Consider the following 20,375-nt stretch of genomic DNA (forward strand, 5'->3'; position numbering starts at 1 on the left):
CGCTTCAACACTACGCCGTCTGATCGATCCATTCGATCGGCGTCACCGTGACCTCGCCGCCGGCCACCTTCCGCGTCATCTCCTGATAGGTTTTAAAGAAGTCGCGCGATTGCAGCGCCTTTTGCGCGGCATCGTCGGTGACGCTGGCGAGGTGGATATAGCTGCCGTCATCGCGGTGCTTCAGGACACGATAGCCGATCCGCCCTTTCAGCTCCGGATCGCCGTCGATCGCCTTGATGAAGCGGCCGATCTCCTGATGCCAGGCCTCCGTCGTGCCGTTCCTGAACGCATATGTGATCATGAAGTGCTTCATGTGACGCTCCTTACTTCGTCGTGTGCGTCATCATCTGCGGCTTGCAAGCGATCCTGCAAGTATGGACAAAATTGATAGTATGGACTTTTTCGCCGGCGCTCCTATTCTTCCGCGCGCTGGCTGCGCATGGAGGAGACGACATGGCGAAGGCAAGAGCGAACCCCGCGCGCGCCTGTCCGGTCGCGGCGTTTCAGAAGATGATCAGCGGCAAATACAAGCTGCGCATCGTCTGGGACCTCAAGGACGGTCCGCGCCGCTATGGTGAGATCAGGAGCGGCCTGCTGCGCGGCACGGAAGGCAGCGCGGAGATCACCCCGCGCGTGCTCAGCCGCGAATTGAAGGCGCTGACGGCGAGCGGCCTGATCGACCGCAAGGATTTCGGCGAGGTGCCGCCGAAGGTCGAATATCGCCTGACCCGCAAGGGCAGGAGTTTTGTGCCGGTCGTCGCCGCGATCCGGGAATGGGGCGAGCGTAACCTCGGCGAACCCGCTGCACTGGCGGACGCCGCCGAGTAGAGCATGATCCGGAAAAGTGTGAAGCGGTTTTCCGAACAGATCATGCTCAAACAAAAAACGCTTACATCTCGCCGGTGATGAACGGATTGGTCATCCGCTCCTGGCCGATGCTGGAGCCGGCGCCGTGGCCGCAGATGAAGCCGACATCGTCGCCGAGCGGCAAGAGCTTGGTCAGAATCGAGTTGATCAGCGTGGCGTGACTGCCGCCGGGCAGGTCAGTGCGTCCGACCGAGCCTGCGAACAGGACGTCGCCGACATGGGCAAAGCGCAAGTCCTTGTTGAAGAACACCACGCTGCCCGGCGAGTGGCCGGGGCAGTGATAGATGTCGAACTGCAAGCCGCCGATCGACACGCTGTCGCCTTCGTTGAGCCAGCGGTCCGGCGCAAAGTTGCGCACCCCGGTCATACCGAAGCGCGCGCCGCTCTCGACCACGTTGTCGAGCAGGAACTTGTCCGCTTCATGCGGTCCCTCGATCGGCACCTTCAGCGCGTCGCGCAAGTCGGCAGCGCCGCCGACATGGTCGATATGACCATGGGTCAGCCAGATCTTCTCCACGCTGACGCCGGTCTGCTTGATCGCGTCCAGAATCTTCGGCACGTCGCCACCGGGATCGATCACCACGGCCTTCTTGGAAGGCTCGTCCCAGATGATGGTGCAGTTCTGCTCGAACAACGTCACGGGAACGATGATCGCGCCGGCTTTGGCTTTGGTGTCATTTTGTTCGGTCATGGCCGCACAATGCCGATTTTTGCCAGGCCGCCAAGCAAAAGATTTGGGCCAAACAGTCGGAACGAGCTCGGGAACAGCCGTCACACGGCCGTCCCAATTGACCTGCCAATTTGAACCGGGGCGTCGCTGTCGCGTTCTCCCGCGCGAGGCGCAGATTTGGGTGGTCTTTCGGCATGGCTCAAGGCAACGAGAATTGGTGGCGCGACGGCATCTTCTATCAGATCTATCCGCGCTCGTTTCAGGACTCGAACAGCGACGGCGTCGGCGATCTCGCTGGCATTCTCAGGCGGCTGCCTTACGTCAAATCGCTCGGCGTCGACGCGATCTGGCTGTCGCCGATCTTCCCCTCGCCGATGGCGGATTTCGGCTACGACATTTCCGACTATACCGGCATCGAGCCGCTGTTCGGCACGATGGCGGATTTCGACGCGCTGCTCGCCGCCGCCCACGACAATGGCCTGAAGCTGATCCTCGACCTCGTGCCGAACCACACCTCGGACCAGCATCCCTGGTTCGTCGAGAGCCGCGCCTCGCGCGACAATCCCAAGCGCGGCTGGTACATCTGGCGCGATCCGGCGCCCGATGGCGGCGTGCCGAACAACTGGCTGTCCGAGTTCGGCGGCAGCGCGTGGCAATTCGACGAGATCACGGGGCAATATTACTATCACGCCTTCCTCGCCCAGCAGCCGGACCTCAACTGGCGCAATCCGGATGTTCGCGCGGCGATCTATGACGTGATGCGGTTCTGGCTGGAGAAGGGCGTCGACGGCTTCCGCGTCGACGTGATCTGGCACCTGATCAAGGACGTCGAATTCCGCGACAATCCGCCAAACCCGCATTACGTCGAGGGCCGGCCGCCGAACGAGAAGATCCTGACGCAATACTCGACCGATCAGCCCGAGGTGCATGACGTGATCGCGCAGATGCGGCGTCTCACCGATGGCTTTGGCGCGCGCGTCTTGATCGGTGAGATCTATCTGCCGCTGCATCGCTTGATGGCCTATTACGGCAACGATCTCACCGGCGCGCAGATGCCGTTCAACTTCGCGCTGCTCTCGACCTTCTGGAGCGCGCGCTCGATCGAGAAGATCATCGAGGATTACGAGAAGGCGCTGCCGCGCGGCGCCTGGCCGAACTGGGTGCTCGGCAATCACGACCGTCCGCGCGTCGCAAGCCGCGTCGGTCCCGAGCAGGCCCGTGTCGCTGCCATGCTGTTGCTGACGCTGCGCGGCACGCCGACGCTCTATTACGGCGACGAGATCGGCATGCATCAGCTCGCGATCGCACCGGAGGACACGCGCGATCCCTTCGAGAAGAACGTGCCCGGCATCGGTGTCGGCCGCGACGGCTGCCGCACGCCGATGCAGTGGGATTCCTCGAACTTCGCCGGCTTCGCGGAGGTCCGGCCGTGGCTGCCGCTGCCGGAGGATCACATCCGCGAGAACGTCGTCGCTCTCGAAGCCGATCCGCGCTCGATCCTGAACCTGTACAAGCGCCTGATCGCCTTGCGGAAGGCTTCGCCGCCGCTGATGGCAGGCGACTATCATCCGATCTCGGCGCAAGGCGATCTCCTGCTCTATCGCCGCGAGGCCGGCGGCAGAGCGGTGGTCGTGGCGCTCAATCTCGGCCCCGATCCGATCGCCGTAACCACCAGCGCCATCCGCTTCGGCAGCGAGATCTTGCTGTCGACGTTTCTGGATCGGGAAGGTGAGCGGCTGGAGGGCGTGTTGGACTTGCGGGGGAATGAAGGCGTGGTGGTGGCGGCGCCATCCTAGCCGTGGTCCCGGCCTAGTGCGCAATTGCGCACTGGGGCCGGACGGCGGCTGAAGGCTATCTGACAGCATCATTCTCCAATGTCGTCCTGGACAAGCGAAGCGCAGATCCAGGACCCATTACCACCGAATGTAGTTTGGCGAGGACTTAGGATGACCGCCTGCGTGCGACAACGGCCTCTTGGGGTAATGGGTCCTGGCTTTCGCCAGGACGACATTTGAGAATGGGCAACGGCTCGACCATTCTCGGCAGTGTGCATCCCAACGGAATCGGCTATCCTTCCCCCATGGACAACACCGCCCGCAATATCGCCCTCGTACCGCCGCCGGACCGCCGCCAGTCGGAGACGGCGCTGGCGGTCGCGCGCGGCACCGCGCGACTGCCGCGCTCGCTCGGCTTCTCCTGCATCAGCGAATTGCCGCTGCCATCGGGCCGCCGCGCCGATCTCGTCGCGCTGAACGAGCGCGGCGAGATCTGGATCATCGAGATCAAATCATCGGTCGAGGATCTGCGCGCCGACCAGAAATGGCACGAATACCGCGCCCATTGCGACCGGCTGTTCTTCGCCTTCACGCAGGATCTGCCGTGCGAGATCTTTCCTGAAGACACCGGCCTGATCGTCGCCGACGCCTATGGCGCGCACATGCATTGCGAGGCGCCCGAGCACAAGCTTGCTGCCGCCACGCGCAAGCAGATGACGGTGCGCTTTGCGATGGCGGCTGCGCTGCGGATCAACCGCCTGGTCGATCCGCAGGGGCACGCGGATTTTTGGGAGTAGCGGCGATCGCGAGCGCAGACGTCGTAGGGTGGGTTAGCCCTGCAGATGCGCAAAGCGCATCTGCTCGGCGTAACCCACCACTTTAGCTGCTGCACGAAAAGAGGTGGGTTACGCCTTCGGCTAACCCACCCTACGAGACTGCGATGGTAACTACCGCGGCGCGCGCTTGGCCAGAATCCGCTGCAACGTGCGGCGGTGCATGTTGAGCCGGCGCGCCGTCTCCGAGACGTTGCGGTTGCACATTTCGTAGATGCGCTGGATGTGCTCCCAGCGGACGCGGTCGGCGGACATCGGATTGGTCGGCAGCTCGGATTTCTCCGCGCTGGTCGAGAGCAGCGCGGCGACGACGTCGTCGGCATCGGCTGGCTTGGAGAGATAATCGATCGCGCCCATCTTCACCGCGGTTACGGCGGTGGCGATGTTGCCATAGCCGGTCAGCACGATCGCGCGCGCATCGGGGCGCTTCTTCTTCAGCGCCGAGACCACGTCGAGACCGTTGCCGTCGCCGAGCCGCAGATCCACCACCGCAAAGGCCGGTGCCGATTTGCCGATCTGCGCAAGACCGTCCGAGACGGTGTCGCACGATGTTACGGCAAAGCCCCGTGTCTCCATCGCGCGCGACAGCCGCTCCAGAAACGGCTTGTCGTCCTCCACGATGAGAAGCGAGCGGTCGGTCTGTTCGTTCAGTTCGGCGATGGCGTTCAAGGTGTTGTCCTCTCTCCAGCGCATTGACATATGGCGTCGCAATCGATCGGTGCCAAGGCGGCAAATGGTCGATCGGCTCCGTTGTGCGACGCAAGGTCGCGGCCTATCCTATTGTTTCTTCAAGCGTCTCGATAGCCTCAAAACGCTCTCGCGGCCAATTGATCTGGACCACCGCGCCGTGGTCCGGAAAGGTCCGGTTGGTGAACGAGACCTTGGCGCCGGTGCGTTCGAGCAGCGTACGCGCGATGAACACGCCGAGGCCAAGGCCGCGCCGCTCGCCGCCTTCATCCTGGGTCCGCCGCCGCGACAGATAGGGCTCGCCGATCCGTTTGAGGATGTCGGGTGGGATGCCGGGGCCGTCGTCGGAGATCACGAGCTCGATATCGTCCTTGTTCCACCAGGCATTCACCTCGACGGTGGTGTGGGCGAAATCGACCGCGTTCTCGACGATGTTGCCGATGCCGTAGAGGATCGCCGGATTGCGCGAGCCGACCGGCTCGGCCGCGACCGCCACCGCGATCCGCACCTTGATGTCGACACCGAAATCGCGATGCGGCGCCACCACCTCCTCGATCAGCTCCGACAGCTTCATGCGGTCGAACGGTGCGCCGGTGGAGGAGAGCTGGGTGATCTTGCTCAGGATGTCGCGGCAGCGCTGGGTCTGCTCGCGCAAGGTTTTCAGGTCGGCGGCAAAGCTCGGGTCCTTCACCGTTTTTTCCAGCTCGCGCGAGATCAGGAAGATGGTCGCGAGCGGCGTCCCGAGCTCGTGTGCGGCTGCGGCAGCCAATCCGTCGAGTTGGGTCAGATGCTGCTCGCGCGTCAACACCAGCTCGGTTGCGGCCAGCGCGTCCGCGAGCTTGCGCGCCTCCTCGGTGACCTGGAAGGAGTAGAGGCTGGTGACACCGATCGCGAGCGCGATCGAGAGCCAGACACCGACGAGGTAGATCGGTGGCAGCACCAGCGGATCGTCGGAATCCCACGGCAGCGGCGAATGGAAGAAGAACAGGACCGAGGCGCAGGCCACAGCGAGGAGGCCGAGGCCGAAGGTGAAGCGGGCCGGCAGCGCCGTGGCCGAGATCAGCACGGGCGCGAGGAACAGGAACGAGAACGGGTTCTGGAGGCCGCCGGTAAAGAATAACAGACCAGCCAGCTCCACGATGTTCAGCGCCAGCAGTCCGGCCGCCTGCATCGGCTCCAGCCGCTGCATCGGATTGGCCGCGGTCTGGAGCGCCAGATTGAGCGCCGCCGACAGGGCGATGATGCTGACGCAGGGGACGATCTCGACGTTGAATTCCAGCCCCTGCGCCACGATGAAGATCGCGGCGAGCTGCCCCAGCACCGCGAGCCAGCGCAGCCGCAGGATCGTGTCCAGCCGGATATGCCGCTGCGCGTGGCGAAAGTCGGAATCGGCAATTTCGGTCATATCGGCCAATGTGGCGGTGCCTTCTAAGGTCACAAACGCGCGGCTCGCGGAACCGCCCGGGAATTACAAGCCTTGCGCTATCGGCTGCAATAGCAGAAGAACGGCCAGCATGACCGAGAATGACAAGGCTTCAAGCTGGCCGACTGTCGCGGATCGCAGCGCACCCGCGGCGATCGCGGTCGATCATCTCGTCAAGGTCTACAACCAGACCCGCGCCGTCGACGATATCTCCTTTTCGCTTTCGCGCGGCAGCATCACCGGGCTGCTCGGCGGCAACGGCGCCGGCAAGACCACGACCATCGCGATGATCATGGGCCTGGTGCTGCCGACCTCCGGCCGTGTGCAGGTGCTCGGGCATCGCATGCCCGAGGAGAGCGGGTCCGTGCTGGGCGGATGAATTTCGAGAGCCCCTATGTCGACATGCCGATGCGGCTCACGGTGCGGCAGAACCTCACCGTGTTCGGCAAGCTCTATGCGGTGAAGAACCTCGCTGGCCGCATCGCCGGGCTCGCCGACGATCTCGACCTCGGCGATTTCATCGACCGCGCCAACGGCAAGCTCTCCGCCGGGCAGAAGACCCGCGTTGCGCTCGCGAAGGCGCTGATCAATCAGCCCGAGCTGCTCTTGCTGGACGAGCCGACCGCCTCGCTCGATCCTGATACCGCCGATTGGGTGCGGGCGCATCTGGAGCGCTATCGCAAGCAGCACAACGCCACCATCCTGCTGGCGTCGCACAACATGCTGGAGGTCGAGCGGCTCTGCGACCGCGTCATCATCATGAAGCGCGGCCGCATCGAGGACGACGACACGCCGGAAGCCATCATGGCGCGCTACAACCGCACCACGCTGGAGGAGGTGTTTTTGGACGTCGCGCGCGGCCGGGTGAACGGCGCGAAGGAGGCGGCACGGTGAGGGAGCCCCTGTGTTGCTGCCGTAGCCCGGGTGAGCGCAGCGATACCCGGGAACGCCGCAAGCAAAGTCCCGGATGTCGCTTCGCTCATCCGGGCTACAAAGGGCCGCCATGACCGAGCTGTCCCTCCACCGCGGCATCTCCGTGCATCGCATCGGCGCGATGATCCTGCGCTATTGGTACCTGTTGATGTCGTCCTGGCCGCGGCTGCTCGAGCTCTTGTACTGGCCGGCGCTGCAAGTCATCACCTGGGGCTTTCTCCAGCTCTACATCGCCGAAAATGCCAATTTCTTCGCGCGCGCCGGCGGCACGCTGATCGGCGCCGTCATCCTCTGGGACATCCTGTTCCGCGGGCAACTCGGCTTCTCCATCTCGTTCCTGGAGGAGATGTGGGCGCGCAACATCGGCAATCTCATGATGAGCCCGCTCAAGCCGATCGAGTTTCTGCTGTCGCTGATGGTCATGAGCCTGATCCGGCTCGCCATCGGCATCATCCCGATGACGCTGCTCGCGCTGTTCCTGTTTCACTTCAACGTCTATGCCCTCGGCCTGCCGCTGATCGCCTTCTTCTGCAATTTGATCTTCACGAGCTGGTCAGTCGGCATCTTCGTCTCGGGCCTGGTGCTGCGAAACGGCCTCGGCGCCGAGAGCATCGTCTGGACCTTGATGTTCGCCATCCTGCCGCTGGCGTGCGTCTACTATCCCGTCAGCGTGCTGCCGGCCTGGCTGCAATACGTCGCCTGGGCGTTGCCGCCGACCTACGCCTTCGAGGGCATGCGCGCGCTCCTGATCGAGCAAACCTTTCGGACCGATCTGATGCTGGAGGCATTGGCCATCAATGCAGTACTGCTGGTTGCATCTTTTGGGGCATTCCTTGCCCTGTTGCGAAGCGCCAGGAAGCACGGCTCGCTGCTCTCGGCGGGCGAATAACGTCACTTTCCCGTGGATTCAGGCTGGTTTTGGCTTTTCCGGCACGTAGATGTACGGAACCATGCATTGACGCAATATTGCGCATTCGGCAGTATGCTGCGATGCGAAGAGGAATATAGCGATGCCTATTGGTGAGTTTGGCGGCGCGCCGCCCCTGGCGGCTGAAGGCAGTCCGGTCCTGACGACGCCGATGTACTGGATGTACGAGATGGCACATGCCTCTCTCAATCCAGCCCGCGCGGTCACCGATGCGACCAAGCTCCTGTTTCAGAATCCCCTCAATCCCTGGGCGCGCACCGAGGTCGGCAAGTCGGTCGCCGCGGCCTGCGAATTGTTCGAGCGTACCACGCGCCGCTACGGCAAGCCGGAATGGGGCCTCAACGACACCGAGGTCAACGGCATCCGCGTGCCCGTCGAGATCCGCTCGGTCTGGGAAAAGCCGTTCTGCCAGCTGCTCTACTTCGATCGCAAGTTCGCGCGCCCCTTGCGCAGCCCGCAGCCGCGCGTGCTGATCGTGGCGCCGATGTCCGGCCATTATGCCACGCTGCTGCGCGGCACGGTGGAAGCCCTCCTGCCCGCGCATGAAGTCTACATCACCGATTGGGCCGATGCCCGCATGGTGCCGCTCAGCGAGGGCCGCTTCGACCTCGACGACTACATCGACTATGTCATCGAGATGCTGCATGTCCTCGGCGGCAACACCCATGTCATGGCGGTGTGCCAGCCCTCCGTGCCCGTCGTCGCCGCCGTCTCGATCATGGAAGCGCGGCGCGACCCCTTCGTGCCGACCTCAATGACGCTGATGGGCGGGCCGATCGATACCCGCCGCAATCCGACCGCGGTGAACAACCTCGCTCAGGAGCGCGGCATCGACTGGTTCCGCAACCATGTCATCACCAAGGTGCCGTTCCCGCATCCGGGCATGATGCGCGACGTCTATCCGGGATTCCTGCAGCTCAACGGCTTCATCAGCATGAATCTCGACCGGCACATGGATGCGCACAAGCAGCTCTTCGCCAATCTGGTGAAGGGCGACGGTGACCTCGTCGACAAGCATCGCGAATTCTACGATGAATATCTGGCGGTCATGGACCTCTCCGCCGAGTATTATCTGCAAACCGTCGACACCGTGTTCGTGAAGCACGCGCTGCCGAAGGGCGAGATGACCCATCGTGGAACACGCGTCGATCCCTCCAAGATCACGCGCGTGGCGTTGATGACGGTCGAAGGCGAGAAGGACGACATCTCCGGTCTTGGTCAGACCGAAGCAACGCACACTTTGTGCAGCTCGATTCCCGATCATCGCCGCGTTCATTACGTCCAGAAGGGCGTCGGACATTACGGCGTGTTCAACGGCTCGCGTTTCAAGTCGGAAATCGTGCCGCGGATTCATGATTTCATGGTCTCGGCGGCGAATCCGAGCTCATTGCAGGCGCTCGCGGCCGAATAGAGCGTTTTCGAGCGAAGTGGCGACCGGTTCGCGTAAAGAAAACGCGTCAAAGCAGGAAACAAGAGCCGCTCCGATTTCATCGGAACGGCTCTAGTCGCGTATTTCGGCTTTCCCGTCGAAAATTCAGGTCCTGTCGGAGGCTCCGACAGGGGGCGGCTCCGTCCAGATTCGCGGTATTTAGGTAGCTTTATAGGAGTGAGTCGGCACTCACCCCTTGGGGGTGCCGCATGCGTCCAGCGGGGGCGAAAAAAACGGGTTCCAACCCCAGTCTGTAGGGTCTCCCGGACGCTTGACCGCTGTATATTGGGCAAATGATTTGTTTTTGCGCCGAGCGCTTTCCATGGCGGCGGTTATGGCAGAATCCGGGCGCCCTCCTGCCCCCCGGACTGACAGACATGGCCACTCGCGCGCTCCTTTATCGGCGGCCCCACGAACCGAAGACCCTCGTCATCACCCACGGATCGCAGTTTTTCGCGATCCGGTTGCGCCGACACAGACGCGCGCGCCGCTACACGCTCAGAATTCATCCGAGTGACCGCGAAGCCATCCTCACCATGCCGCCGCGTGGCACGCTCGTCGAGGCCAAGGACTTCGCGCAGCGTCACGGTGCGTGGATCGCTGCACGTCTCGGTCGCTTGCCGAAGGCCGCTCCGTTCCAGTCGGGAACGGTGATACCGCTGCGCGGCGTTCCCCATCGCATCGTTCACCGCGCCGGTGAGCGTGGCACGGTGTGGACCGAGATGCGCGACAGCGGTGAACGCATTCTCTGCGTCGCCGGCGGCTTCGACTATATCGATCGCCGCGTCAGCGACTTCCTCAAGCGCGAGGCGCGCCGTGACCTTCAGCGCTCGGCGGAGGCCTACGCGACCGAGCTCGGCGTCAGGGTCAAGCGGCTCTCGATCCGTGATCAGTCCAGCCGTTGGGGTTCCTGCACCTCGGCCGGCTCGTTGTCGTTCTCCTGGCGCCTGATCCTCGCGCCGCCCTTCGTGCTCGACTACCTCGCCGCCCACGAGGTCGCCCATCTCGTCGAGATGAACCACTCGGCGCGGTTCTGGCGCGTCTGCGGAAAAGTCTGTCCGTCAATGGAGCGCGCCAAGAAGTGGCTCGATACGTACGGAAATGACCTGCATCGGTATGGGGCCGAGGATTAGGGCGCGCTGCTGCGGTCTTGGAAGGTGTCATCGCCCGCCTTGTGCGCAATTGCGCACTGGAGCGGGCGATCCAGTATTCCAGAGGCCGTCGTAATTGAATCGAGAGGCCGCGGCGTACTGGATTCCCCGCTTTCGCGGGGAATGACAGCGGAGAGCGGAGCGGCATCAAGCGACGCTCACGCACTGATATCCGCACTCGTCCCTGAAGCGCGCGTGACGCCAGATAGGACGATTGCAGTTGCATGGCGCTCTTCTGGCCCTCGGCCAGCATCGCCTGAAAGGCGGCATCGAGTTGCTCGCGACTATAGGTCGCAGAACTGCTTTGGCGCGGCGTCCATTGCGATTGCGTGATCGCGGTGGAAGCTTTTTCGACCGTGCCGCCAAGCGGCGCGGCGTATTGGTCGGCCCGCCATTGCGCCAGATCCGGTCCCCCCAGACCTGGAGGATCCTCCAGCTTGCCGATCTTCGCGGCGGCCTCGTTGGTCATCGTCGAAGACCCGCCATTGTACAGCGTGGCGACCACCTTGCCGCCGACCTTCACCTGAGCATAGGTGTTCTCAGGCGCATTGTCCGAGATGGAAGGTTGACCGGCGCTCGCACCATGGGTCGTCAGCCAGTTCGTTGCCATGAGGTCGCGCAGGACCGGATTGTCCGCCACCGATATCGGCTTGGCACCTTGCAGCGGCTTCAGTTGGGAGACGCTTATTCCGGGGCTGGCGGTCGCCGCATCGGTTGCAGTCGACTCCACCGGTTTGAGATCCGACGTCGATGTCGCATTGGAACCGGACGTCGATGCAGGACGCAGATAGGGCAGCGCCGCGCTGGACAGGCCTGAAATCATGGAACGCTCCTTCACACTAAACCCGAATGTTCGGGACTCAACCTAGGAGAGCAAATCTCGGGCCGGTGTCGGACGCTTGAAGAGACTGGCGTTTTTGCGTTCGGGGAGCTGCGGGGCCGCGGAGAATCTTGCCGCGCTAGGCAGGAATTGCCGAAGCGGTGATGCGAGGATGGGTGGGCGAGTTACCAGCTCAGCAAAAGCCGTCATCGCCCGCGCAGGCGGGCGATCCAGTATCCGGGAGCCTTAGTGGTTCAATCGAGAAGCCGCGGCGTACTGGATTCCCCGCCCTCGCGGGAATGACAGGGCAGGGTGGAGCAACACCCAAGCCTCTCGCTCGATTTTCGCCACACTTCGCGACGATTGCGCGTCTCGCTCGTTTAGTCCCGCCGCATCAAACGCTTCGCATCATCAGCCGCGCATCGCGCCGGCGATTGCCGTCTACTGTGCATGGGGTTGTTTTCGCAGTTTTTGTTTCGAGGGGCCCAAGGCCCTCAGCCCCAAGCTATCGATTCCCGCCAAACAGGCGGTCCATCAGCCAGCCATCAAGCCCTGCGGCTGCCTCGGGGCGCACATTGGCGCGCGTGGGGGACGGCGGGCGATAGCCGCCATTGTTCGTCGGTGCTGGTCCTGCCGCTGTCGGCGACGCGACCTGCGAGGCCGCCTGTGCGAGGTTCGACAGGCCCCAGCTGGCTTGTGAATTCGGCAAGGCCGCCACCGGCACGCCCTCGTGCGCCGTGCGCATGAAGCGCGTCCAGACTTCGACCGGCAGGCCGCCGCCGGTCGCCTTCTTGGTCGGCGAGTTGTCGTCATTGCCGAGCCAGACGCCGGTGACGAGGTTGGCGGTGTAGCCGATGAACCAGGCGTCGCGGTAATCCTGGCTGGTGCCGGTCTTGCCGGCCGCCGGCCAGCCCGGGATCTCGGCCTTCTTGGCGGTACCTGATATCAGCGTCTCCCGCATCATCGAGTTCATCATGCCGACATAGCGGGGGTCGATCACTTGGTTGCGCTCGTCCGGCTGGCGCATGTAGAGCAGCTTGCCGCCCAGCGTCTTGATCCGCGTCACGACATGCGGCGTCACCGCGAGGCCGCCGTTGGCGAACGGCGCATAGGCGCCGACCAGCTCGACCACCGAGACTTCGGACGTGCCGAGCGCGATCGAGGCATTGGGCTCGAGTTCGAGGAGATGCCGAGCCGGTGCGCGGTGCGCACCACGTTCTTCGGCCCGACCTCGAGGCCGAGGCGTATGGCAACCGTGTTGAGCGACATCGCCAGCGCCTGCGTCAGCGTCACCGCGCCGAAATATTCGTGCGTGTAGTTCTCAGGTCTCCAGCCCTTGACCTCGATCGGCGCGTCCTGGCGGACGGTATCCGGCGTCAGCCCCTGCTCGAGCGCGGTGAGATACACGAACGGTTTGAACGAGGAGCCCGGCTGGCGCTTCGCCGTGACCGCGCGGTTGTACTGGCTCTCGGAATAGTTCCGCCCGCCCACCATGGCGCGCACGGCGCCATCGGGCGCCATCGCCACCAGTGCGCCCTGGCTGACGTTGAACTTCACGCTCTTGGCCGCGAGCTCGTCGATGATGGCGGCTTCCGCCACGCTCTGGAGCTTTGGATCGATCGTGGTCTCGACCTTGATGCTCTCGTCGATCTGGCCGACCAGGTCGTCCAGCACTTCGCCGATCCAGTCGGCGACGTAATTGACCGTGCCGGCGCCGACCGGCTTCACCTCGTAGGAGGGATGGCCGATCGAGGCCTTGGCCTGCGCGTCGGTGATGAACTTTGCATCCGCCATCGCCGCGAGCACGATTTGCGCGCGCGCTTCGGCGCCTTCCGGATTACGATTCGGCGCGAGCCGCGAGGGCGATTTGACGAGGCCCGCCAGCATGGCCGCTTCAGCGATCGTGACGTTCTTGGCCGACTTGCCGAAATACTTCTGCGCCGCGGCCTCGACGCCGTAAGCGCCGGAGCCGAAATAGACGCGGTTGAGATCGAGCTCCAGAATCTCGTTCTTGGAATGCTTGCGCTCCAGCCAGATCGCCAGCTCCGCCTCCTGCAGCTTGCGCTGCATGGTGCGCTCCTGGGTCAGGAACAGGTTTTTCGCGAGCTGCTGCGTCAGCGTCGAGCCGCCCTGCGAGACGCCGCGATGGAGCACGTTGGTGACGAGGGCGCGCAGGATGCCGACCGGGTCGATGCCGAAATGCGAATAGAAGCGGCGGTCCTCGATGGCGATGAACGCTTTGGGTAAGTACTGCGGCAAATCCTTCAGCGCGATATTGGCGCCGGCCATCTCGCCGCGCTGCGCCAGCATGCTGCCGTCGATGCCGACGATCTGAATCGTCGGTGGGCGCTTGGGGATCTCCAGCGACTGGATCGGCGGCAGATGGGCGCCGACATAGACCACGACGCCGATCACGGCGATGACGCCCCACAGCCCGAGCACCGCGCCCCAATAGACCAGGCGGCCGAGGCTGAGGCCTCCGCGCGATTTCGATCGGCGTTTCGCGCCGCTGCGACCGGCCGGAGCCTTGCGCTCGCGCGGCGGCGGCTCGTCGCCTGCATCCTCGCTCTTGCGCTTGGCGGATGATTTCGCTGATTTCTTTGGCTTGTCCTCGCCGCCGGGAATGCGGTCCGCCGCGGTCAGGCGCAGATCGGCGAGCGCCGCGGGCAAGCCGAACAACGGCTCCTTCCGCCCACCCTTTTTCTTTCCCCACGCCATACGCAAAACGCCCGGTCAGCCCGCCCCGCCGCACGCTAGCGGTCGCTGTTTAAGGCCCGGTTACACAAAGCTTAACGCGCGATTAGGAGGTGCGGCATTCGCCGGCCGCAGTTCCGCTTCTGAGGCGCCGGAGCTAGGATCGCCCGCATCAAGAAAGAGGGAACTCGCATGGGCCACATCGATCCGACCAAGGAGATCTTCGCGCAATTCCGGGAGAACGACCGCCCGGGCCCGATCCACATGCTCAACCTGGTGCGGTTGCGCAAGGAGGCGGCCTATCCGGACGGCCGCAAGGCCAGCGGCGCGGAAGCCTATGCGGCCTATGGCCGCGAGAGCGGCCCGGTGTTCGAGCGCCTCGGCGGCCGCATCGTCTGGCAAGGCAAATTCGAGCTAATGCTGATCGGTCCGCAGGACGAGCGCTGGGACCATTGCTTCATCGCCGAATACCCGAGCGTTGCTGCCTTCGTCGAGATGATCCGCGATCCCGTCTATCGCGAAGCGGTGAAGCATAGGCAGGCAGCGGTGGAGGATTCCCGGCTGATCCGCCACGCGGTGCTGCCGGTGGGGAAGAACTTTGGCGAGATACCTTCGTAGTGCGGATGGGCAAAGCGCCGGAGTGCGCGAATGCGCATTCCGGCGCGTGCCCACCACGTCTCATGCGATCGTGGAGAGGTGGTGGGCACGGCGCAAGAGCGCTTTTGCCCACCCTACGAGACCAACACTAACCCGACGGCCCGGTGTCTGCGATGATCGGTCCGAACAGCTCCCAGCGCTCGCCGTTGAACTTCATCATCTGCATCTGCTTGTTGATGCGATAGTCGTTCGGGCCCGTGGTGATCTTGATGCCGGGCAGCGCTAGGCTGGGCGTATAGCCCTTGATGCCGGCGACCTGCTTCATGACGTTCTCACGCGTCAAGTTGTCGCCGCATTGCTTCAGAACCTGCACCAGCAGCTCGGCTACCGAATAGGCGTAGGTGTTGACGGTGTTGAGCTTGTCGCCTTCCGGAAAATACTTGTCCATGAAGGCGAAGAAGGCCTTCACGCCCGGATCGTCCTTCCACTGGGGATCGCCGGGGTCCTTGCCGTAATTGGTGGAGATGATGCCCTTGGAGATGTCGAGGCCTGCGGGCTTCAACGTCGCTGACACGGGGCTCGCATTGATGTCGAGGATATGCACCGGGCTCCAGCCGAGGTCGGCAAGCTTCTTGATCGCCTGAGCCGCGAATTTCGGCGTCGACGCATCGTAGAACAGGTCGACGCCCATCGATTTCAGCTTGACCACCTGCCGAGTCGACGGTCGGGTCGGTGACCTCATAGGAGACCTCGCCGACGATCATGCTGGCGGCCTTGTCGCCGAGGCCGCTCTTGAGGCCCGCGAGATCGTCGCGGCCCATGTCGTCATTCTGGTAGAGCACGCCGATCTTGGCGTTGGGATGATTGGCGAGAATGTATTTTGCGTAGATGCGCCCCTCGGACACGTAGTTGGGATTATAGGCGATGGTCCAGGGATAGTTCTGCGGGTCGTTGAACCGCGCCGCGCCGGTCGAGGCGAGGAGCTGCGGGATCTTCTTGCCGTTGAGATATTTCTGCACGGCGGCGTTCGCAGCGGTGCCGATCAGCTGGAAAGTGAACAGCACCTCGTCGCCTTCGACCAGCTTGCGCACCTGCTCGACAGTCTTCGGCGGCGAATAGGCGTCGTCATACTGGATCAAATTGATCTTGCGACCGTTGATGCCGCCCTGATCGTTGATCATCTTGAAATAGGCGGCCTGGGTCTTGCCGATATTGGCGTAGACGGAATAGGCGCCGGAGAACGGGACGGTCTGGCCGATCTTGATCTCGGTGTCGCTCGCGCCGGTGTCGTATTTCTTCTGGGCGAGGGCTTGGCTCGCTGAGAACGCGAAGGCGAGCGCTGTCGTGGCAGCTAGGAAGGCTCTGCGATTGGTCATATTGGGTCGTTCCTCCTGACGGAATTTTCGATCGATGGTCTTTGTCCGTTGATTGCAACGGTCGCCATCGCTGCCGAAGATTGTGGAGGAACGCTCGCCGCCGCGCAAGGATCACGGCGCTGCGCCGTAGCGTCTCAGGCCAAAAGCTAGGCCAGGAACAATGCTACCAGCGCGATCGCCGCCGGCAGCGCCTGCACCATCAGGATGCGTGTGCTGACGGTCGCGGCGCCATAAGCGCCGGCCGCGATCACGCAAAGCAGGAAGAACGCCTTGATCTGGAACGCGAAGGCGGGATTGCCGTGGATGAGACCCAGATCAGGCCGGCGGCGAGGAAGCCGTTATAGAGGCCCTGATTGGCGGCCAGTACCTTCGTCATCTCGGCCTTCTCAGGCGTGTTGCGAAACACCTTCAAGCCCAGCGGCTTGTCCAGAGAACATCTCCAGGATCAGGAAGAAGACATGCAGGACGGCGACCAGCGCCACCAGAAGATTGGCGATCAAAATCAAGTTGAGCTCCCCAAAAGCGTCAGCTTTCGGGTGGACGTTAGCACGGCCGGCATGGCAAGTGCGACGGACGTATTTCGATGCAACGGTGCCGCAATGCCCGCTCGATCAACCAAAACGCCTGAACGCTTCGGTCTCGATCGCCTGGCGACGCCGATCGGCATCGCCCTGCTCGTCACCGACGCCGAGCGCGTCTTGCGCGCGCTCGATTGGGAAGACTACGAGCACCGCATGCGCGAGCTGTTGCGGCTGCATTATGGTGCGGTGGACCTCCGCGATCAGCCTGCGCCGACGCAGATGCGGGCTGCGCTGTCGGGCTATTTTGAAGGCGACCTCGGCCAGCTCTCGGCCATCGCATGGCGCATCGCCGGCACGTCGTTCCAGCAAAAGGTCTGGACCGCGCTCGCGCAAATCCCCGCCGGGACCACGATGAGTTACGGCGCGCTTGCCGCAAGGATCGATATGCCCAAAGCGATTCGCGCCGTCGGCCATGCCAACGGCTCCAATCCGATCAGCGTGGTGCTGCCCTGCCACCGCCTGATCGGCGCGGATGGCTCACTGGTGAAATACGGCGGTGGCCTCGAGCGCAAGCGCTGGCTGCTGCGGCATGAAGGGGTAGAGGTTTAGGCCTCCCCCTCGTCATTCCGGGCGCCGCGGAGCGGCGAGCTATGGTGCGCAATTGCGCACCTGAGAATCTCTCGCGCCACCGACTCTGCGGATGAATCGATTCCGGGCTCGCGCTACGCGCGCCCCGGAATGACGGGCGAGGGTCACGCCGCCGGCTGCACCGCCTTATCGCCGGCCATCACATGGGTCAGCGCGCTCTTGATGGCGGCCTGCCGCGTCGGCGCGTTGATCTGCGCGCCCAGCAGATCGGTGACGTAGAACACGTCGCGCGCGCGTTCGCCGAAGGTCGCGACATGGGCCGAGGCGATGTTGAGGTTGAGCTTCGAGATCGCGGTGGTCAGCTCGTAGAGCAGGCCGGGGCGATCGAGGCCGGAGACCTCGATCACCGTGTAGCGGTCCGACCATTGGTTGTTGATGGTCACTTCCGGCTCGATCACGAAGGGCTTCGCCTTGCTGCGCACGGTGCGCCGCGCCACAACCTCCGGCAGGCGCAGCTTGCCTTCCAGCACGTCCTCGATCATCTCGCCGATGCGCGTGGCGCGCCTTCCCTCGTCCTCGTCGCGGTCATATTCCCGGGAGATCGAGATCGTGTCGAGCGCGCGGCCGTCGGTCGTGGTGTAGATCTGGGCGTCGACGATGTTGGCACCGGCCGAGGCGCAGGCGCCGGCGATGATCGAGAGCAGCCAGGGGTGGTCGGCCGCGAAGATCGTGAGCTCGGTGACGCCGCGCACCTCGTCGAAGCCGACATTGATCGCGAGCTTGTGGCCGGCCTGCTCGCTGGAGCGGACGAAGCGGGCATGGCGGATCTTGCGCGGCAGCTCGACCTTGAGCCAATAGGCCGGATAGTGCCGGCCGATATCGGCATCGAGCTCGTCCTCCGGCCATTCGGCGAAGGCCATGCGGAATTCGGCGTACGCGGCGGCGAGGCGCTTGCCGCGATCGACTTCCGAAAAGCCGCCGGTGAGCACCGGCTCGGTCTCGTAATAGAGCGAGCGCGGCCAGCTGCGCCTTCCAGCCGTTCCACACGCCGGGGCCGACGCCGCGGATGTCGGCGGTGGTAAGGATCGTCAGGAGCTTCATCTGCTCGACCGACTGCACCACGGCGGCGAAGTTCTCGATCGTTTTACGATCCGAAAGGTCGCGCGACTGCGCGACCGTCGACATCGTCAGATGCTCCTCGATCAGCCATGCGACCAGCTCGGTATCGGCCGGGCTGAAGCCGAGCCGTGGGCACAGCCGCCGCGCCACCTTGGCGCCGGCGATGGAGTGATCCTCCGGCCGGCCCTTGGCGACGTCGTGCAGTAGCGTCGCGATGTAGATCACCGCGCGGTGCTCGGGTCTCGTCTTGCGCATGAGGTCGCTGGCGAGCGCGAACTCCTCGATGCCGCCGCGCTCGATGTCCTGGAGGAAGCCGATGCAGCGGATCAGATGCTCGTCGACGGTGTAGTGATGATACATGTTGAACTGCATCATCGAGACGATCTTGCCGAAGGCGCGGATGAATTGCCCGAGCACGCCGGTCTCGTTCATCCGCCGCAGCACGGTCTCGGCGTCGTTGGAGGTCAGGATCTCCATGAACAGCCGGTTGGCCTCGGGATTCTCGCGAAGCTGCCCGTTGATCAGGCCGAGCGAGCGCGTCACGTCGCGCATCGCATCGGGATGAAAGGCGAGGTTGTTCTTCTGCGCCAGGCGGAAGATGCGGATCAAATTGACCGGATCGTGCTTGAAGACGTCGGGCGCGGCGACGTTGATGCGGTTGTTGTCGACGATGAAGTCGTCGCTATCGGGCACGCGCCGCTTCACGGTGCTGGGCCGCAGCCGCGCCATCATTCGGCTCAGCACCGGCGCCGGCTTGGCCTGCTGGTCCTCGAGCTTGGCGCAGAGGATGGCGGTGAGGTTTCCGACTTCCTTGGCGACCAGGAAGTAATGCTTCATGAAGCGCTCGACGTCCTGCATGCCGGGATGCGAGGTGTAGCCGAGCCGGACTGCGATCTCGCGCTGCAGATCGAAGGAGAGGCGTTCTTCGGCGCGATTGCAGTAGAAATGCAGATTGCAGCGCACCGACCAGAGGAAATCGGCGCAGCGGCGGAAGCTGCGATATTCCTGCGCGTCGAACACGCCGCGCTCGACCAGCTCGTCGGTGTCGCGGACGCGGTCGACATACTTTGCGATCCAGAACAGCGTGTGCAGGTCGCGCAGGGCGCCCTTGCCGTCCTTGACGTTGGGCTCGACCAGATAGCGCGACTGGCCGCCGCGGCGATGCCGCTCCTCGCGCTCGGCGAGTTTTGCGGTGACGAATTCGGACGCGGTGCCCTGCACCACCTCCTTGTCGAAGCGCTCGACCAATTCGTCATAGAGCGGCTTGTCGCCGGTCAGGAAGCGCGTCTCCAGGATGGCGGTGCGGATCGTCATGTCGCCGCGCGCCTGGCGGATCGATTCGTCGACCGAGCGGGTGGCGTGGCCGACCTTCAGCCCCATGTCCCAGAGGCAGTAGAGGATGGCTTCGGCGACCTGCTCGCCCCAGGCGGTCTGCTTGTAGGGCAGGATGAACAAGAGATCGATGTCGGATTCCGGCGCCATCAGGCCGCGGCCATAGCCGCCGGTCGCCACCACCGCCATGCGCTCGGCGCCGCTCGGGATCGGCGAGCGATAGAGATGCCGTGTTGCCGCTGAATAGAGGATGCGGATGATCTCGTCCTGCACATGGCACAGCCGCTCGGCGCAGCGCCTTCCGTGACGGTCCTTCAAAAGGATCGCCTGTGCCGCGGCGCGCGAGGCGATCAGCTCGGCCTTGAGCAATTGCGCCATGGCCGTGCGGAACGTGTCCTCGCGGCCCTCGTGCTTTTCGGCGAGCGCATCGACCGCGGCGGTGATCCGCGCGGTGTCGAAGCGGTCATCCGTCTCTGGCTTCTGCTCAATCGCGACGCTGTCCATGTCTCACCGGATATAAGAGGCGGCAGGCGCTGTCACCCGCCATTCTCTGGCAATAGCCGTTCCATGCTGGAAAGCTGCGGCTTTGGGCAAATCCCTTCTCGGACCGCGCGCTTGCAAGGGACGGATTT

Annotated in this window: 12 protein-coding genes and 6 pseudogenes; 9 read left to right on the forward strand and 9 right to left on the reverse strand. The window is 63.8% G+C overall.

What is annotated here, in order from left to right; genetic code table 11:
* Positions 1-10 precede the first annotated feature (10 nt).
* Positions 11-313: a hypothetical protein gene (locus tag ACSKB8_RS10520; protein ID WP_370991020.1), complete on the reverse strand. Its 303-nt coding sequence runs from the start codon at positions 311-313 to the stop codon at positions 11-13.
* A 140-nt stretch (positions 314-453) separates the two neighbouring features.
* Here ACSKB8_RS10520 and ACSKB8_RS10525 point away from each other — a divergent pair, with 140 nt between their 5' ends.
* Positions 454-828 carry a winged helix-turn-helix transcriptional regulator gene (locus ACSKB8_RS10525; RefSeq protein ID WP_438103943.1) on the forward strand — a complete coding sequence of 125 codons (375 nt, stop codon included), beginning with the start codon at positions 454-456 and terminating at the stop codon, positions 826-828.
* 61 nt (positions 829-889) lie between these two features.
* On the opposite strand, the gene ACSKB8_RS10530 is transcribed toward ACSKB8_RS10525, so the two are convergent.
* The gene (locus ACSKB8_RS10530; RefSeq protein WP_438103945.1) at positions 890-1,558 is read right to left on the reverse strand and encodes an MBL fold metallo-hydrolase; all 669 of its coding nucleotides are present in this window, start codon (positions 1,556-1,558) and stop codon (positions 890-892) included.
* A 173-nt stretch (positions 1,559-1,731) separates the two neighbouring features.
* Between ACSKB8_RS10530 and ACSKB8_RS10535 the strand changes: the two genes are divergently transcribed.
* A complete protein-coding gene (locus tag ACSKB8_RS10535; RefSeq protein ID WP_438103947.1) occupies positions 1,732-3,333 on the forward strand; it encodes an alpha-amylase family glycosyl hydrolase in 1,602 nt (533 codons plus the stop codon).
* Between the two features lie 284 nt (positions 3,334-3,617).
* Positions 3,618-4,109 (forward strand): MmcB family DNA repair protein, encoded by a 492-nt coding sequence (locus ACSKB8_RS10540; RefSeq protein ID WP_438110483.1) that lies wholly within the window; start codon positions 3,618-3,620, stop codon positions 4,107-4,109.
* Between the two features lie 150 nt (positions 4,110-4,259).
* On the opposite strand, the gene ACSKB8_RS10545 is transcribed toward ACSKB8_RS10540, so the two are convergent.
* Both ACSKB8_RS10545 and ACSKB8_RS10550 read right to left on the reverse strand, forming a co-directional pair.
* Positions 4,260-4,814 carry an ActR/PrrA/RegA family redox response regulator transcription factor gene (locus tag ACSKB8_RS10545; protein WP_164934823.1) on the reverse strand — a complete coding sequence of 185 codons (555 nt, stop codon included), beginning with the start codon at positions 4,812-4,814 and terminating at the stop codon, positions 4,260-4,262.
* Positions 4,815-4,917: 103 nt separating this feature from the next.
* A complete protein-coding gene (locus tag ACSKB8_RS10550; protein ID WP_128940626.1) occupies positions 4,918-6,237 on the reverse strand; it encodes an ActS/PrrB/RegB family redox-sensitive histidine kinase in 1,320 nt (439 codons plus the stop codon).
* Positions 6,238-6,346: 109 nt separating this feature from the next.
* On the opposite strand from ACSKB8_RS10550, the pseudogene ACSKB8_RS10555 reads away from it, so the two are divergent.
* The 4 genes and pseudogenes from ACSKB8_RS10555 (at position 6,347) to ACSKB8_RS10570 (ending at position 10,678) form a co-directional block, all read left to right on the forward strand.
* Positions 6,347-7,149: pseudogene (locus tag ACSKB8_RS10555) on the forward strand (ABC transporter ATP-binding protein).
* Positions 7,150-7,258: 109 nt separating this feature from the next.
* Positions 7,259-8,077, forward strand: a complete 819-nt coding sequence (locus ACSKB8_RS10560) for an ABC transporter permease (protein WP_128930315.1) — start codon at positions 7,259-7,261, stop codon at positions 8,075-8,077.
* Positions 8,078-8,198: 121 nt separating this feature from the next.
* Positions 8,199-9,527, forward strand: coding sequence for a polyhydroxyalkanoate depolymerase (locus ACSKB8_RS10565; RefSeq protein WP_370991025.1), 1,329 nt, complete (start codon positions 8,199-8,201; stop codon positions 9,525-9,527).
* A gap of 311 nt (positions 9,528-9,838) precedes the next feature.
* The gene (locus tag ACSKB8_RS10570) at positions 9,839-10,678 is read left to right on the forward strand and encodes a M48 family metallopeptidase (RefSeq protein WP_438103949.1); all 840 of its coding nucleotides are present in this window, start codon (positions 9,839-9,841) and stop codon (positions 10,676-10,678) included.
* Positions 10,679-10,854: 176 nt separating this feature from the next.
* Here the strand turns inward: ACSKB8_RS10570 and ACSKB8_RS10575 are convergent.
* Both ACSKB8_RS10575 and ACSKB8_RS10580 read right to left on the reverse strand, forming a co-directional pair.
* Positions 10,855-11,519: pseudogene (locus ACSKB8_RS10575) on the reverse strand (hypothetical protein).
* 502 nt (positions 11,520-12,021) lie between these two features.
* A pseudogene (locus tag ACSKB8_RS10580) lies at positions 12,022-14,234 on the reverse strand (transglycosylase domain-containing protein).
* Between the two features lie 168 nt (positions 14,235-14,402).
* Here ACSKB8_RS10580 and ACSKB8_RS10585 point away from each other — a divergent pair.
* Complete coding sequence (locus ACSKB8_RS10585; protein ID WP_438103951.1) at positions 14,403-14,828, forward strand: DUF1330 domain-containing protein; 426 nt, start codon at positions 14,403-14,405, stop codon at positions 14,826-14,828.
* Positions 14,829-14,955: 127 nt separating this feature from the next.
* On the opposite strand, the pseudogene ACSKB8_RS10590 reads toward ACSKB8_RS10585, so the two are convergent.
* Positions 14,956-16,183 (reverse strand): annotated as a pseudogene (locus ACSKB8_RS10590) (ABC transporter substrate-binding protein).
* Between the two features lie 146 nt (positions 16,184-16,329).
* Positions 16,330-16,683, reverse strand: a pseudogene (locus ACSKB8_RS10595) (DUF1304 domain-containing protein).
* Positions 16,684-16,782: 99 nt separating this feature from the next.
* Between ACSKB8_RS10595 and ACSKB8_RS10600 the strand changes: the two are divergent.
* Positions 16,783-17,313 carry a methylated-DNA--[protein]-cysteine S-methyltransferase gene (locus ACSKB8_RS10600; RefSeq protein WP_438110485.1) on the forward strand — a complete coding sequence of 177 codons (531 nt, stop codon included), beginning with the start codon at positions 16,783-16,785 and terminating at the stop codon, positions 17,311-17,313.
* 143 nt (positions 17,314-17,456) lie between these two features.
* Here the strand turns inward: ACSKB8_RS10600 and ACSKB8_RS10605 are convergent.
* Positions 17,457-20,247, reverse strand: a pseudogene (locus tag ACSKB8_RS10605) ([protein-PII] uridylyltransferase).
* Positions 20,248-20,375 lie beyond the last annotated feature (128 nt).

Source organism: Bradyrhizobium sp. BR 1432, assembly GCF_051547705.1.
Taxonomy (GTDB): Bacteria; Pseudomonadota; Alphaproteobacteria; order Rhizobiales; family Xanthobacteraceae; genus Bradyrhizobium; species Bradyrhizobium zhanjiangense.